The organism is Staphylococcus sp. aM, from assembly GCF_052975125.1.
Genome location: NZ_CP121447.1, coordinates 432190 through 449272, shown reverse-complemented (window position 1 = coordinate 449272; position 17083 = coordinate 432190). Strand labels below are relative to the sequence as shown.

The following is a 17083-nucleotide window of genomic DNA, read 5'->3' as shown; positions in this document are numbered from 1 at the left end:
GTTTATTTAGTTAGATATCTAACTATTTATTGGATGTTGTCATTCTATTCCTTTTATTTGTAAAGTGCAAGTATTAAATACAAATTTTTATATTTAATATTAAAAAGGAGAACTAAGCTCAATAGATAGCTTAATCCTCCTTGCTCTGAAAGTATCTTTACTCTTCTTTTGAAAAAACATCGGCTATATTTGTATCATTTTTAATTATATTTTGAGCTGTTTCCCAACTATCATGTTCGATATCAAGGATATGTCTCAAATATGCCCATGTCGTATGTTGTAGTAAATCAATTCTTTGTGGGTTTTCGTCAGTAGTTTCCTTTGCCTCATATCCAGCAATACCACCAAGTGAATGTTCTGCATCATATAATTTTAATAAACTTTTCTTCCCTGGACTTAGGTAATAAGGATCTTCCATCCATTCAGGTCCTAAATGAGTTAATGGCGATTGATCTTTATCACCGACCACAACAAGTGCTGGTTTCGTCATATATTGAAATGTTGGATTTAAAAACGGCATATGGTCTTTTGCAAATTGAGTTAAATTGTCGCCACCTTCTCCAGCTGTCGCTAATAAAATCCCTCATTTTACTCTATCATCTGATAAGTCCGTCGTCTCTTTAGTATCAGGGTACATGACTTGTAAACCTAGTAAGTTTCCAGCCGTTTGTCCACCGAATGAATGACCAATTGTAGCTATTCTATTCTTATCTAACCTTCCACTTAAACCTGGAACTTGCGCTTCAATATATGATAGATGGTCTAAAATTGATTTTAAATCTTCGACTCTATGACGCCAAATATCTGGTTGTCTAGAATCATCCTGAGCTAAACCTATTGTTCTAGAATCTAAATGTGTCCCTTGAATTACGACAAATCCATGTGATGCCCAAAAATCAGTAAGTGGTTCATATGCATGCATAGATGAACCAAATCCATGCGCAAATAAAATAATAGGTAAATGCTTACCTTCAGATGGCATACTCACCTTAACCTGTAATTCCTCTCCACGATTAGATGGGGTAGGAATAGAAATTGGCTTAATCGTCATCATTGACACTTCATTATTTATGTCAAATTTAAATTCATTCATTTTAAATACCTCTCGATTTATCTTGATTTTCATTATTTTGCAATAAGTATAAAAAATATACTTATAATTGGAGTTTAAATTCATATTTACCTAAATGCAAAAATTTTACCTTCTTATATATTTTAAAGTACAAAAAGAAATGTCTTGAGGTTTCTATAATAGATAACATCAAGACATTTCCTTATTTTAATATCAAGTTTTCTAATTTTATAAAATGAGTAAATATGGATTTTCGATATATTTAGCTAATACTTTTAGGAATTCTGCTGCGCCTGCACCGTCTAATATTTGATGGTCGAATGTTAAACTTAGTGGAATTCGAGACACTTGTTTAACATTGCCGTTATCCATAACAACTTCTTGTGCTAATGCGCCTATACCTAAAATACCTGTTTCACCAACATTTAATATTGGTGTGAAGTATTCAATTTCACTTGCCCCCATATTCGTAATCGTAAACGTAGCGCCTTGTAATTGTATATCATTTGTTCTACCTTCACGCACCGCTTCAGAAGACTGTTTAATTTCATTGGCAAGTGCACCAACACTTTTAGTATCTGCTTGTGTGATAACGGGTACCATTAATCCATCTTCAAGTGATGTTGCTATACCTAAGTGGACGTCATCATATTCCGTTAATGTGCCATTTTCATAACGTGCATTAATAGCGCCATAATCTTTAAGGGCTAAGACCACTGCTTTAGCAAGTAATGTTGTGACAGTTAATTTAACATCTTGCCCTGCGTTTTGTAGCTCACCTTTTAATTTATCTTTAAATTCTAATAGGTGATCAGCATCTACTTTACGATGTAACGTCAACTGAGCAGTATTTTGAAGACTTTGTCTCATATTTTGAGCAATATTTTTACGCATTGGACTTAAGCCTTCACCGACATTTCCTGCTGCTAAGTTTGCAGTTTCAGATGTATCTTGTTGCGATTCGCTAGACTTATGATCTGCTTGATCATAACCATTTTCAAGTACACGTTGGATATCTAATTTAGTTATACGTTGATTACCACCTGTACCATTAATACGTGTAATATCTAGGTCTTCTTTGTCAGCCATTTTACGTGCTAATGGAGAAATAAATAGACGTTGTTCTTGAGATGCGTCTTCTTGACTAGGCTGCTGAACTTTGACTTCTTGATTTGCATTTCCGTTATCTGCATCACTTTCTTTTGCTTCATCATTAGTTTCATCTTTAGAATTATTTTCTTCAGATTGTTGCTGCGTTGATTCGCCTTCTTCTCCAATAACACCAAGCACTGCTTTAACTTTTGCTTCTTCTCCTGCTTGTACATTGATTTTTAATAATGTACCTGATGCTGGTGCTTCTACGTCTTGTGTTAACTTTTCAGAACTAATTGTGACAATACTGTCTCCTTCATTGACTGTATCACCTTCTGATTTAAACCATTCTTCAACAGTTCCTTCTTTCATTGTCATTCCTAATTTCGGCATTATAATATTTTCACTCATGCTTCACACCCCCCATACTTATGATTTAGCTTGTTTCAAATCATCGATTAATTCTGATGCGACATCTAAAACTTTATCTGTATTTGGTATATAAGCTTCCTCTAAGTTAGCTGCAAATGGTACTGGTGTGTCTGGTGCAGTGACCTTTTTAATTGGACCATCTAAATAATCAAATCCAATATCACCAATCACTGATGCCACATCACCAGCTACATTACATTGTGGGTTAGATTCATCGATGACGATAAGTCGCCCTGTTTTCTTAACTGAATCTAATACTGTATCTTTATCCCAAGGTGATACTGAGCGTAAATCAATCACTTCAACAGATACATTGCTTTCAGCCAATTGGTCTGCCGTTTCTAAAGCGACAGCTACCATTTTACCTATAGCTACAATGGATAAATCGCTACCTTCTCGAACAACATTGGCTTTACCAATTTCTACCTTATAATGTTCTTCTGGCACCTCGCCTTTTTGACCTAATAGTGTTTTATCTTCAGAGAATACGACTAAATTGTCATCCTCAATGGCAGCATTTAATAATCCTTTAGCGTCGTATGGATTAGATGGCACAACGACCTTAACACCTGGAATTGCAGCAAACATATTATATAGTGATTGTGAATGTTGTGCCGCTGCACCTGCGCCTGCACCATGTACAGTTCTAACAACTAATGGAATTTTAGCTTTCCCACCAAACATATAGCGCATTTTTGCCCCTTGGTTCAAAATAGGATCCAGACCAAATCCAATAAAGTCATTGAACATTAACTCTGCGATTGGTCGTAAACCAGTAGCTGCCGCACCAACTGCTGTACTTAAGGTAATATGTTCTGCTATCGGTGTGTCAATAACACGATCACGACTATACTTTTTAGCCAAACCTTTGGTTACACCAAATACACCACCAAATGTATCATCATCTTTGATATGTTCCACATTGGCACCACCAGATACATCTGTACCAATTAAAATGACATTGTCATCCTTTTCCATTGATTGATCGATTGCTTCGTTGATTGCTCCCATAAATGTTAACTTACGATTTTCACTCATAATGATATCCCCCTTTGCTTATGCAAATACATCTTTATATAGTGATTCGACATCTGGTAACTCACTTTGTTCTGCGTATACAACTGAATCTTCAACTGCTTGTTCTGCAGCTTGTTCAATTTTCGTTGCTTCCTCTTCCGTTAACCAACCTTCGTTGATTGCTACTTTTCTAAACTCTTCTGTAGCATTTTTATCTGCATTACGATCATTAGGTGATTTAACCTTTTGTTCATCACCTTCAAAGTGACCATATTTTCGATACGTATCACATTCGATCAGTGTTGGTCCTTCTCCATTTTTAGCTCGTTCAACCGCTTCTTTAGCAGCATTTCTCACTTCAATCACATCCATGCCGTCCACTCTAACACCAGGCATGTTATACGCTTTAGCACGTTCTGCAATGGTTTCAGACGCACTAGCATAATCATGTGTTGTACCTTCAGCGAATTGGTTATTTTCACAAACAAATATCACTGGTAAATTTAAAATAGATGCAAAGTTTAATCCTTCATGGAAATTACCTTCATTAGCTGCACCATCACCAAAGAAACATACGGCAACATTTTCTTTTTTCTGATTTCTAATGGATATACCTGCACCCGTCGCAAGGCCAAAGCCACCACTTACAATTCCATTGGCACCTAACATACCTTTGTCGATTTCGGCTACGTGCATAGAGCCACCTTTACCATGGCCAAGTCCATCTTTCTTACCCATAATTTCAGCCATCATGCCGTTTAAATCACAACCTTTAGCAATTGCATGACCATGTCCACGGTGTGTACTTGTAATATAATCATCATCTTCTAACAATGACATGACACCCGTAGCAACTGCTTCTTCACCCACATACAAGTGAACGAATCCTGGAATTTGACCATCACTAAAAATTTTATGCACTTTTTCTTCAAAGTATCGAATTTCATTCATTGTTTTATAAATCCAACGTGCTTGTTCCTTTTCCATAGTCATTTCCTCCCCTTTAACCGATTCAAAACATCACATTTTTGTCACAAAATTCAGAAATTTAAATGTAAATTACATGTGTATAGCTTTTTTAAATAATGCATCTGCACCTTCACCTATTGCTTCTAATAAAGATGGATGAGGTTGGATAATTTGAGATAGTTCATTCATTGTACCTTCTGAAGCTTTGACACCTAAAACCTCACCAATGAGATCTGTCGCATGCGGTCCCACTATAAATGCGCCCAAGATTTCATTGTATTGCATGTCTGACACTATTTTAATAAATCCTTGAGGCTCGCCTTTAATCATTGCTTTCGCATTACCTTGAAAACTTGATTCAGTAACTGCTACATCATATCCTGCGTCTTTCGCCTGTTGTTCTGAAAGCCCAACGGATGCCGCTTCAATTCTTGTATAAATACATCTTGTAATTTCATTCGGATTAACAGGTTTTGGATTTAAACCAGCTAACTTTTCGGCTACTACCACGCCCTGTGCACTTGCAGTATGCGCCAATTGGTAACCTTTGACTAAGTCTCCAATAGCATAGATATGGTCGTTACTTGTCTGATTAAACGCATTCACTTGAATGAACGAACCATCCATATCGATATTAAGTGCGTTTACGACTTGTGTATTTGGCTTTCTACCTGTCGCAATTAATAATTGATCGAATTCAACTGCGTCACCGGTTTCAAGTTGAATAGCAGAAGATGTTACTTGTTTAATTTGCGCTTGTGTAATGATATGAGCACCTTGTTCTTCTAGATGTGCTTTCAAATATTCACGTACTTCTTCAATTTCAGTCAATAAGATATCATCAGCTACTTCAATGATCGTCACGTCTACGCCTAAATCAGCCATGGATGATGCTAATTCAGTAGCAATCACACCACCACCAATAACGGCTAAACGTTTCGGTAATGACTGTAGATTAAAGAAGGTATCTGTCGTTAGATAATTTACATCTTCGATACCTTTAATAGGCGGAACAAATGGTTGACTGCCTGTTGCTAATATGATGTCTTTCGCCTTCAGTGATTGTTGATTCACTTCAATTGTTAGTCCATCTTTAACCACAGCTTCTCCTTGAATCAGTTCAACGTTATTCTTCTTAAGCAATTGTGTTACGCCACCGGTTAATGTATGAACGATATTGTTCTTATGTTCAAATAAACATGAATAATCAATATTCAAATGATCCGTTGTGATACCTAAATCATTAGCAGCATGGATTTGATGTACTTGAGACCCAAACTCAAGTAACGTTTTAGAAGGAATACAACCCACATTCAAACACGTTCCCCCAACATGTTGCTTTTCAACGATTGCGACTGATTTACCAAGTTGTGCCGCTCTAATTGCAGCCACATAACCACCAGGTCCCGCACCAATCACTACAAGATCATAGTTACTTGCCATATCACATCCCCCTTCCATATCATATTCATAAAAGCCATTTAATAATGAAAAGAAAACCCAAAAGAAACAAGAAAATAAAAAGCAAAGAAAATATTATAGATTGTGTAAGCGTTTTCTTATTCCTTTAATTACATATTACAACTAAAAGGATATTTGAGCAAATGAGAATAATAAAATAAATATTATTTAGGAAAATAAAAAAGTAAGATGAACAATTCGTTCACCTTACTTGGAATGATAAAACTATTAATTTTCAGTTATATATCTATAAATATCGTCTTTAACTGCTTGATGCATAGAAATTTTCATTGTTACCACGGAATTACCATTAGGCATTATATCTTCTTCTTCCGTACCTTCAATATAATTTGCTGTACCTAAATAATAGAAATACTTGCCATCATCATCTTTTTTCTTAACAAAAATATACATCGTTACATTATCTTCCGCATGTTTCAGTATATTTTGTACTTCAGGAGAGGTAATCTTTCTTGGAGAGCGCGTATACCATTTCAATTCATCCTGACTCAAAAATTCATCTTCATATTTTGTATTATCACTTATATCTTCATGTTTGTCATAAGTTATAAATATAGGTAATGTCTGATGTTTCATTTTATATCCATTAATTGTACCTGACTCATCACTATCCCAATTTAACAATTTCACGAAATCTTCTCTAGAATATTTGTTGTAAATAATCATTTTATTTCCACTATCTTGATATCGCATATTATTGTATTTAGATAGATCGATCAAATCTAAAAAGTATTTCTTAAATAATGGTTTCTTTAAGGCACTAGAAAAATCATTTGTTAGCTCTACGTTTTTATCATTAATAGCTATAAGGGGACTTCCATAAGTATCTCCAATTGTTGCTTTAAATAATGTAAAATCTAAGACTTTTAATGATGTCATCACATCTTTTTCAGTTATATCATCATTTTGATATCTCATACTTTCAATTAAATTATCAATTGAAGTTTCGCCTTCGACTAAAGTTTCTAATACATCAATATCCACCTTTTTTAATCCTGGTGTTAACTGTCTAGATAAAAATGTTAAATTCTTAAATTCATTAATACTTAATGTATCTTCAATATATTTATTTTTAGTTAAAAATTCATGATAATTTTTGTATTTAGAAAAAATAACACTTGGGTCCACTGAATTTTGTCTAATGAAATCCATTAACATAGGTTGCTTACCTATTCTTTTCTTAACCGTTTCATATGCTTCTCTTAATAATTTTGGTTGATTAAGTTTAACAGCATCTAAAGAATCATAAATTCTTTTTTTAGCTATTTCTTCAAAGTTAATTGTAGAAACACCATTCAGTTCGCTATTAGTTGTTAAGAATCTTTTATAATTATCCTTATTTTGAGATTGATCACCTGATAAAGCAACCGGTATTAAGTAATTTGTTTTATAGTTTCCTATAAAATCAATTACTGTAACATAATCCTTATTAGAACTTTTTCTTAATCCTCTACCTAATTGTTGAATAAAAATGATGCTTGATTCTGTAGGTCGTAGCATTACAACTTGATTCACTTCCGGTATATCGATACCTTCATTAAATAAGTCGACAGTAATAATATAGTTGATTCCCCCATTTTTCAAGCGATCAATTGTAGTACTTCGTACATTGATATTATCTTTACCAGTCAAACCAACAGAAGGGATGCCGTAGTTAGTTAGTTTTTCTGCTAACTCATATGCTTCATCTCTCCGACTAACAAAAATCAGACCCTTTAATTCTTCTCCAGAATAACCATAGTAATCTGTTTTTTCTAAAATGTTATTTAATCTTTCATCAGATGTTAAGTTCTTTAAATCAGTAACATCCTCATTTATTTCTCCGTTAAGTGAATAATCCGTGACCCCAAAATAATGGAATGGGCATAAAATTTCACTTTCTAAAGCCTCTTGTAATCTAATTTCAAAAGCCACATTATAATCAAATAATTCATATATATTTAAATCATCTGTTCTTTCTGGAGTTGCTGTCATACCTAACATAAACTTAGGTGTGAAGTATTTAAATACTTTCTGATAACTGGCTGCAGCCGATCTATGTGCTTCATCAAAAACAATATAATCAAAATGATCCTTTGCAAATTCTTTATAATTTTCATTATTAGATAATGTTTGAATAGTAGCAAATAAATATCTCGCTTTGATATCTTTATGTTTCCCAGTTAATAGTCCAAATTCTTTTTCATCAATATGAGGCATTACTTTTCTAAACTCTTCTTTAGCTCTATTTAAAATACCTTCATTATGTACTATAAACAAGAACCTATTTGGATTGAATGCCCTAACATCTAAGGCACATAATATTGTTTTACCAGTTCCTGTAGCCGAAATAATTAAGCTTTTTTCTTTCCCTTCTTTTCTAAGAGCCTCTAAACATTTTAATGCTTCTTTCTGCATTTTATTAGGCTGAATATCTATAGCATTTTTATAATTTTCTGTAGATATCAATTGTTCCTTTTGTATTTCTAATACTTTCTTTATTGACTTATACTCAAACGTTTCTTGATATTCTTCAACCCAACTTGGTGTCAGTGGTATACTTTCGTCCCACAGATCATTAAATTGTGATTTCACATTATGAACTAATTCACCATTTCTATGCGTTGATAAAAGAATATTGTGCTCATAGTTAATTTTCAATGCATTGGAAGTTAAATTTGAGCTACCAATGATCATCGAAGAATAATTGTCATGATCAAAAATATAACCTTTGGCGTGAAATCCTTCTACATCTGTTAATCTTACCTCAACATTTTCTAATTTAAGTAGCTCATAATACATTTTAGGACTATTAAATCCCAAATAATTTGAAGTAAGTATTTTTCCTTTTATTCCTTTTTGGTTTAAATCATATAAATAAGATTTTAAACTAGCTAAACCACTTTCAGTAATAAAAGCCACTGATATACTAAAAGATGAGCACTTTTTTAATTCTTGTACTATTGTTGATAAAACATTTTCTTTTTTATTATTAATTAATAGCTTAGGCGTAAAGTTACCCTGATGCGATACATCTTTATCGATAAAACCTTTATATAGCGATTGTGTAAAATCTTCGATTAGCCTATTCATAGCTATTCCCCTTCTATTAATAATTTAACTGCTGGAACATCAGCTGGAGCCCATTCTATTGAATCAAGTTGATTAATTAGTAACCACTTTATCTCCTTATGTTCTGTTAAAGTAGGTAATTGTTGATTTAAATGACATTTAAAAGTTGTTAAATTAACAATACCAAAATCATATTCATGTTCTGTAGTTGTCAATTTTTCTTTGACTGAGATATCACACTTCATTTCTTCTTTAATTTCTCTAATTAACGCTTCTTCTTCTGTTTCCCCTTTTTCAATCTTCCCACCAGGAAATTCCCATAATAACGGGAGACTCATATTTTCACTTCTTTGTGCACATAAAATTTTGTTATCTGAATATATTACTGCGCCAACTACATTTATTACTTTTTTCATAACTATCACCTTTTAAATTTGTTTATATATATTCATTCTATCAAATAAATTGAATATAGTAATTTATCTAATGAAAATTTAAGATCAATACTATATTTAATCATAAAAAACTGGACAGATTGTCTTATCTAGGTTTCTGTTTGTTATTTTTCAATTATTACCAATCTATCATTTTTTCTTAACTTTTTAATGTAACTTGCAATAAATGTACTATATAATAAAGTTAACTTACATGCGTACATTACAATGTTTATACACGTTACATGGTATATTTAATTTTAAATTAAGCATTCAATTTTATATGTCGCATCATTATTTTTTAAAGGGGAATTTATATTTATGAAAGATAATTGGATTAATGTCATAGACGACAGTTTAGTTAAAGACTTTTATAATCAACAATCTTCAGAGGAACAACAAGAAGGATTTGAAACAACGCTTGCTTTTGGTACAGCAGGTATCAGAGGTAAATTAGGTCTTGGTGAAGGACGTTTAAATCGATTCACAGTTTCTAAAGTTGCTCTTGGTTTAGCGCAATTTTTAAAATCAAAACATGACTCACCTGTAGCAGTGATTCACTATGATACAAGACATTTATCACCTGAGTTTGCTCAAATCATTGCGACGATTTTAGCAAGTCACGATATCAAAGTTTATTTATCAGATACGTATCGTACAACACCTGACTTATCATATGCTGTAAGATTTTTAGAAGCACATGCTGGTGTCATGATTACTGCAAGTCACAATCCTAAAGACTATAATGGTATCAAAGTTTATGGTGAAGATGGTGCACAACTATCTACAGAGCCTTCTAATGTATTAAGTGATTACATCAATGCTTTAGGTGATCCACTTACGATTGAATTACCTCAATTATCGAATGAACAACAATCATTGATTTTATCTGTACCAGATGAAGTAAGAGCATCTTATTTTAAGGAAATTCAATCATTAGTTGGTGACATACCACAATCTGATTTACAAGTGGTATTCACAAGTTTACATGGCACAAGTGTACCTGTAGTCCCTGAAATATTATCTCAATTAAACTTCAATCAATTTAATTTAGTCGAAGCACAATGTAAACCAGATCCTAATTTCAGTTCTGTCGCTAGTGCTAACCCAGAAGATCACAAAGCATTTGATCAATCTATCGCGCTTGCAAATCAAGTCAATGCAGATTTATTAATCAGTACGGACCCTGATGCAGACCGACTAGGTATAGCTGAACGCGATCAAGAAGGCAATATCTATTATTATAATGGTAACCAAATCGGCGCTCTTTTATTAAATTATCAAATCAAAGCAACTTCACATTTAAATAATAGATTGATGATTCAATCCATTGTAAGTAGTGAATTAGCTAAATCTGTGGCACGCCATCATGGTGTCGCATACAAAGAAGTTTTAACTGGGTTTAAATATATTGCTGAAGCAATCAGAAATATGCCTGAAGACCAAAATTATTTATTAGGCTATGAAGAAAGTTATGGTTTCTTAGCAGGACCTTTCGTTAGAGATAAAGATGCCATTCAAATCGTTCCACTTATCATCAAATATGCATCTGAACTTAAAAATGAAGGCAGAATGTTAAAAGATGATTTAGAAGACATTTATCAACAAGTTGGACGTCATAATGACCAATTATTCTCACATACATTTGAAGGCGCTAAAGGTAAAGCCATTATTGATGACATTATGAAATCTTATAGAAACAACCCACCACGTACAATCAATGGATTAGATGTTGTTGCTATTGAAGATTATGAAACTGGTGAAAAAGTTGATTTCCAAACTAATGAAACAACACCAATCACGCTTCCAAAAGCAAACGTTCTTAAAATATATTTCAAAGAAGGTTTTATTGCCCTAAGACCATCTGGTACTGAACCTAAAATTAAATTATATGTCTCATTAACGATTGATCATTTCGATGATGTAGCACAACAAATTAATGAAGAAATATTTAATTTAAAATAATGCTTTAAATATCAAAAGTATATTATTATTTATTAAACCCAAATTAATGTACACAATATTTATAATGCTTTATAATTGGGTAATATTTTAATCAATGCATTAATTTGGGAGGTCTTACCATTAATAAATTAATTTCAATTGTGGTATCAGTTTATAATAAAGAAAAATTTTTAGATAAGTGTATTCAATCTATTATTGATTTAAATATGGATAAATCACAGTTAGAAGCCATATTTGTAGACGATGTGTCGACTGATAATTCTTATAATATTTTAAAAAAATATGCAGATGAATATGATTTTATTCGTTGCATTCAGCTAGAAGAAAATTCTGGTGGTCCTGCCGATCCCAGAAATTTAGGTATACAAGAATCTAAGGGTAAATATATTACAATTGTTGATGCAGATGATTGGTTAGAACCTAATGGCTATCCAAATCTAATTAATCAAATGGAAGAACATGGCTCTGATATTGGATTTGGACAAGCTTTTAAAAACAGAAACAAGGATATTGTCAAGGTAGCCAACTTTGCTTCATATAAAAAAGCGAATGGTCTAGTCCCATATGAAATCTACAAAATCTTTAGAGGTATGGGACCATGGGGCAAGATATTCAAGCGTTCCACAACTATTGACCATAACATTAAATTTAGAAATTTAAAATTCGCTGAAGATAAATTATTCTATGCAGAATTAATAAGTAAATCAAAAAGTGCTTCTATGACAGATGAGCACGTATATCATGTAAATAGATATTCAGATAATATTTCTTTAGTAAAAGAAACAGATGATATTGAAAAAGCCAATTTTAATATTGAAGTACTTAAAGATTTAATTAAAATGGATTTACCTGAATATGCTAAGAAGCAAATCATTAGTCGAATTGTTGAAATGGATTTTATTTCTAGAGTGTTTATTAAAAAATCATTTCTCAAATCAAATAACAAAGATGTTTACTACAATATGTTCGAAGAAGTTCAAAATATCATTAAAGAACATGGATATGACATAGAAGACTTTTTAGAAAATGAAAGATATACAAATGCTTTCCATGCGTATCAGCATAGTAAAGAACATTTTGAAGAATATATCAAATTTATGCTTTATAATGCACATGCTCATAAATACATTAAAAACAATGTTGTGCATTTCAACTACCCGGATAAATTTAATTACTTACCAACATTAACTTCGAAATGTGTAGCAGTTCATGATGGTACGCATTATATGAATGAAACATTTTATGAAGTACTTCATGTATATAAAAAGCCAAACACTACTATTGAAGGAGTAGAATTAGTAAAAATCAATGATGAAAGCACTCGTAAGACATTAAAATATGAAATTCACGATAATCAAATTTATTTAAAAACAGATGATTTACATCTAGATAATTATGATTTTAATATTGTGATTAAATTTAATGACTTTGAACACTCAACTGTTTATGCTTCACACCCTATTGATAATAAAAATAGTAAATTCAAAAATAAAAGTGCTAAATTAGACCTTGAATCAATCAATAAAGCTAAAAAGGCGCCTAAAAAACCAAGTTATTTAACTACTCCACCTTCTTATATCGTTACAATTAAAAAAGCTAATTTATACCATGACGTTAACTTTACTAATCAAGTGAAATCTGTGGCTAAAGGAAATATAGTAGAAATAGTTTCAATTGAAGAAACAGTAAATAAGACACCAAGATTAATCACTAGAGATGGCTATTATATCTCAGCAAATACTGATATCGTTACACCTGTTAACCTTGAATCATTTATTAATGAACAGTCTAAACAAACTACTGCTGACAAGGTAAATGAGAATAGTAAAAGTAACAATAAATTTTCCAATATAAAAAACAGATTATTAAAACGTTAAATAAAAATGAACGTACAGAAATGAAGTGCATCCCAGAAGATAATCTTTCTTTAAAGGATGCACTTTTTTTGTGAAATATATTTGAAGTTTTCGGGTTTAAACAATGGTAATTCAGGAATATTTAAAATGTAATTACATATAGACATTTAATGTTCACCAATCATCTATAGTTGAAGTATATTTTGTTTTACAAAAAGCTAATAAAGTGACTTTTCTATTTATTATATATACTACTATACCCAAATGAAATGTGTTACTATTTGATTGTGTAATATAAATAAATGATTTTAAAAATAAAAATGGTAAATAATGTTGGCAATTAAAATACTTATAATTATAGATATCTATTGTTTAATTTTAGATTGCTATCATTTTACAAATTAAGGGGATAATAATGAAAATAATTACAGAAAACAAAAAGTCTAACAATGTCAAAGTTAGTATTTTAATAAGCACGTATAATAAAGGGAAATTTATTAAAAAAACATTAGATAGCATTTTAAATCAAACGTTCGATTTAAAAAAGCTAGAAGTCATTGTTGTAGATGATTGTTCTACTGATGATACTTTAGAAGTCGTTGCTTCAAATTTAACTAATTTCTACAACTATAAATTAGTCCAATTAGATCAAAATTCAGGGACACCTGCTCAGCCTCGTAACCTATCTATTGATCTAAGCAGAGGGAAATATCTGATGTTTATTGATGGTGATGATTGGTTACCTGAAAATGCTGTTGAAACCTTATATAATCTTTTGAAAAAGAACAAAACAGATTACGCTACCGGTCTAACAAATTATGTATTTAATGATAAAGTAGCTCGTGCTGGTGTCGCTTTATCTAAAATCGCACATTCAAAATTAGATTTGAATCAAAATAGTAAATCATTTTATCATTTAGCTCCTCATGGCAGAATGGTTAAAGCAAGTATCATTAAAAATAATAATATTCGCTTCCCTGAAATGATTTTCGCTGAAGATTTACAATTCTTTGCTGAAGTCTTTTTCCATGTAGACAAAATTAGCACTACAGAAGATGTTGTTTATTTCACAAATAGATATCAAGATAATGTATCTTTAGTAAAATCTAAAGAATCTACGATGCCAAATAGAATGAAACTTCAGATGGACGCATATAAATATCTATCTAAGAAATATAAAAATTTAAAAGTATTTAGAAATTTACTTATCCGTCTTATCAACAAAGATATATTAAATGGTAAATTTTATAAGAAAACATTCATTAGAGAAATAGACGTTATGTTACCACTATTACAAGATGCTATCAATACAATCGAAAAAGATTTTGACGTAAACAAGTATGTAGATGACGAACTAAACAAAAAAGCAATAGAATTAATTAAAAAAGGTGACAAAGCGGAAATCATTGCCTTTATTAAATGGTACTCAGATAAAGACGATGAACAATTACAGTTCAAAAGAAATAAAGCGTATTATTCATACAACAATGAACTTTTCCTAAAGCATATGCACGTGACTTTACAAAATATTATTCGAAAAAATAATAGTATTACATTAAAACTATATTCTAAAAATTCTCATATAGAATTTATGGAACTTAAAAGCAGAAAAAATCCTGAACAGTATCAAATTTTAAAGATTAAAAAGAACAATTTAAAACCAGGTGAATACTCTGTTAAGTTTGATACTAGTCACCTTCCAAAAGGAAAATTAGCAATTACTGTATTAGATGCAGACTTAAATTCTACTGTAGTTAAAACGAATGACCAATTTAATCTTTATGAAACGGTTAATGGTAACCTTGGATATAAAAGTTAAACAAACCTCATAACTTTATCGATATATATTTAAAACACTTTCTTATGGCTCAATTATGATGATCCTTGGGAAAGTGTTTTTCTATGCTTAAATCTCTAAATTCAGTAATTATGTAGGCAAGCAACCGAGTCAGTTACAGTCATTTCAAAACAACATTCACTTTAAACATAATGACTTTATGTCTGTCTTAACGTATAATGATGTTAAGTTATTTTGAAAGCGTTTCACTTATATAGAATAACTTACTACCACACTTATATTTTCATGAGATTTTTATTCTTATTAAAAACGGAGATGACTAGACAAACATGAAACAATATCTTACAGAAACACCTCAACATATTGTCGTATTAAAAAAGATTAAAAAGTATGAAGATGCCAATTTCACTAAAGACATAGCTGTCATCAATAAAGGACAATGCATAGAAGTAAGTAGTATGGAAAAGAGTGACAAAGGAACGCCTAGATTGGTAGCTAAAGAGGGTTACTATATTACCGCTAATGAAGATTTCGTTGCACCTATTAATCTTGATAGTATCCAAGGCTATATTACTCATGCACCTAAAGCGATTGAAATTGTTAAAAAGTGTAAGTTATATGAGGATGTCGGATTTAAAAAAGATCCTATTAAATCATTAGAATTAGGTACAAAATTAGATATTATAGATATTGAATTTACGAGTAAGTTAACACCTAGATTAAAAACATCGGATGGACTTTACGTCACTGCTAATCAGAGTTTCGTTAAAGTAGTAAAATAAAGCAAAAGCACCAACCATAAGATTGCTATGGTTAGTGCTTTTTGATTTTATAAGTCTAATTGCTTAATAAATGCTTTTAAGTCATCTTTCATATCTTCGTCTTTTAATGCGTATTCAATCGTTGTTTTAACGAAGCCTAGTTTTTCACCGACATCATAACGATCACCTTCGAAATCGTATGCGTATACTTGGCTTTCGGCGTTCATACGTTCAATTGCATCTGTTAATTGAATTTCGTTACCTGCACCTTCTTCTTGTGTTTCAAGATAATCAAAGATTTCAGGTGTTAGTACATAACGTCCCATAATCGCTAAATTAGATGGTGCTGTACCTTGTTTTGGTTTTTCTACGAATTTCTTAACTTCATAACGTAAACCCGATTTTTCTAATGGATCGATAATACCGTAACGATGTGTGTCTTCTTCAGCTACTTCTTGAACACCAATTACGGATTTACCTGTTTCATCGTAAACATCCATCAATTGTTTAATTGCTGGTGTGTCTGATTCCACAATGTCATCACCTAATAATACAGCGAATGGTTCATTTCCAATGAATTGACGTGCTGTATGAATGGCATGGCCTAAACCTTTTTGCTCTTTTTGACGAACATAGAAGATGTTAGCTAAATCTGTTGAGTATTGAACCTTTTCTAATAGGTCATTTTTCCCTTTTTCTTGTAATACCATTTCTAATTCTTTTTGGTTATCGAAATGATCTTCAATCGCACGTTTATGTTTACCTGTAACGATAATGATATCTTCGATCCCTGCTCTTGATGCTTCTTCAACAATATATTGAATTGTTGGTTTATCTAAGATAGGTAACATTTCTTTTGGCATTGCTTTCGTTGCTGGTAAAAATCTTGTCCCCAAACCAGCTGCTGGAATAATTGCTTTTTTTATTTGTTTCAAAGTCTCTACTACTCCTTTAAATTAAAGTATGAAGCTTAATTATATTTACCTTATCTTATCATTAAATAAACATTGTGCCTAGTTTTAGCCATATTATGAATAATCATCTATTTTAATATTTAATTTTAATTGTCTAAAACTTATCATTGGTTTTATTTCATTATCTGTTTATTGCAATCAAATCGATGGCTTAGTATAATTGAAGCATAAAAATACACC

The 17083-nt window shown here is 31.6% G+C and carries 10 protein-coding genes and 3 pseudogenes; 4 read left to right on the top strand and 9 right to left on the bottom strand.

Going from position 1 to position 17083, the window contains the following annotated elements; genetic code table 11:
* Window positions 1-157: 157 nt before the first annotated feature.
* The 8 genes and pseudogenes from P7F85_RS02015 to P7F85_RS01980 form a co-directional block, all read right to left on the bottom strand.
* Window positions 158-1093 (bottom strand): annotated as a pseudogene (locus P7F85_RS02015) (alpha/beta hydrolase family protein).
* Between the two features lie 207 nt (window positions 1094-1300).
* A pseudogene (locus tag P7F85_RS02010) lies at window positions 1301-2191 on the bottom strand (dihydrolipoamide acetyltransferase family protein); the annotation flags it as partial.
* Window positions 2192-2407: 216 nt separating this feature from the next.
* Window positions 2408-2536, bottom strand: a pseudogene (locus tag P7F85_RS02005) (biotin/lipoyl-containing protein); the annotation flags it as partial.
* A 57-nt stretch (window positions 2537-2593) separates the two neighbouring features.
* Window positions 2594-3634, bottom strand: a complete 1041-nt coding sequence (locus tag P7F85_RS02000) for an alpha-ketoacid dehydrogenase subunit beta (RefSeq protein ID WP_002467071.1) — start codon at window positions 3632-3634, stop codon at window positions 2594-2596.
* 18 nt (window positions 3635-3652) lie between these two features.
* Window positions 3653-4606, bottom strand: a complete 954-nt coding sequence (locus P7F85_RS01995) for a thiamine pyrophosphate-dependent dehydrogenase E1 component subunit alpha (RefSeq protein ID WP_002467083.1) — start codon at window positions 4604-4606, stop codon at window positions 3653-3655.
* 66 nt (window positions 4607-4672) lie between these two features.
* Window positions 4673-6025, bottom strand: a complete 1353-nt coding sequence (gene lpdA, locus P7F85_RS01990) for a dihydrolipoyl dehydrogenase (RefSeq protein ID WP_002467093.1) — start codon at window positions 6023-6025, stop codon at window positions 4673-4675.
* Between the two features lie 246 nt (window positions 6026-6271).
* Entirely contained in the window at window positions 6272-9136 is a 2865-nt protein-coding gene (locus P7F85_RS01985) for a DUF3427 domain-containing protein (protein ID WP_002467099.1), read from the bottom strand.
* Between the two features lie 2 nt (window positions 9137-9138).
* A complete protein-coding gene (locus P7F85_RS01980; protein ID WP_002467079.1) occupies window positions 9139-9531 on the bottom strand; it encodes a (deoxy)nucleoside triphosphate pyrophosphohydrolase in 393 nt (130 codons plus the stop codon).
* 339 nt (window positions 9532-9870) lie between these two features.
* Between P7F85_RS01980 and P7F85_RS01975 the strand changes: the two genes are divergently transcribed.
* The 4 genes from P7F85_RS01975 to P7F85_RS01960 all read left to right on the top strand — a co-directional run bounded on the left by P7F85_RS01975 (window position 9871) and on the right by P7F85_RS01960 (window position 15950).
* Window positions 9871-11514 carry a phospho-sugar mutase gene (locus tag P7F85_RS01975; protein ID WP_002467096.1) on the top strand — a complete coding sequence of 548 codons (1644 nt, stop codon included), beginning with the start codon at window positions 9871-9873 and terminating at the stop codon, window positions 11512-11514.
* Window positions 11515-11654: 140 nt separating this feature from the next.
* Window positions 11655-13391: a glycosyltransferase gene (locus tag P7F85_RS01970; protein WP_019236076.1), complete on the top strand. Its 1737-nt coding sequence runs from the start codon at window positions 11655-11657 to the stop codon at window positions 13389-13391.
* 394 nt (window positions 13392-13785) lie between these two features.
* Window positions 13786-15189, top strand: a complete 1404-nt coding sequence (locus P7F85_RS01965; protein WP_002467080.1) for a glycosyltransferase family 2 protein — start codon at window positions 13786-13788, stop codon at window positions 15187-15189.
* 308 nt (window positions 15190-15497) lie between these two features.
* Window positions 15498-15950: a DUF5776 domain-containing protein gene (locus P7F85_RS01960; RefSeq protein WP_002467081.1), complete on the top strand. Its 453-nt coding sequence runs from the start codon at window positions 15498-15500 to the stop codon at window positions 15948-15950.
* Between the two features lie 47 nt (window positions 15951-15997).
* On the opposite strand, the gene galU is transcribed toward P7F85_RS01960, so the two are convergent.
* Window positions 15998-16864, bottom strand: a complete 867-nt coding sequence (galU, locus tag P7F85_RS01955; protein ID WP_015364703.1) for a UTP--glucose-1-phosphate uridylyltransferase GalU — start codon at window positions 16862-16864, stop codon at window positions 15998-16000.
* Window positions 16865-17083: the final 219 nt, after the last annotated feature.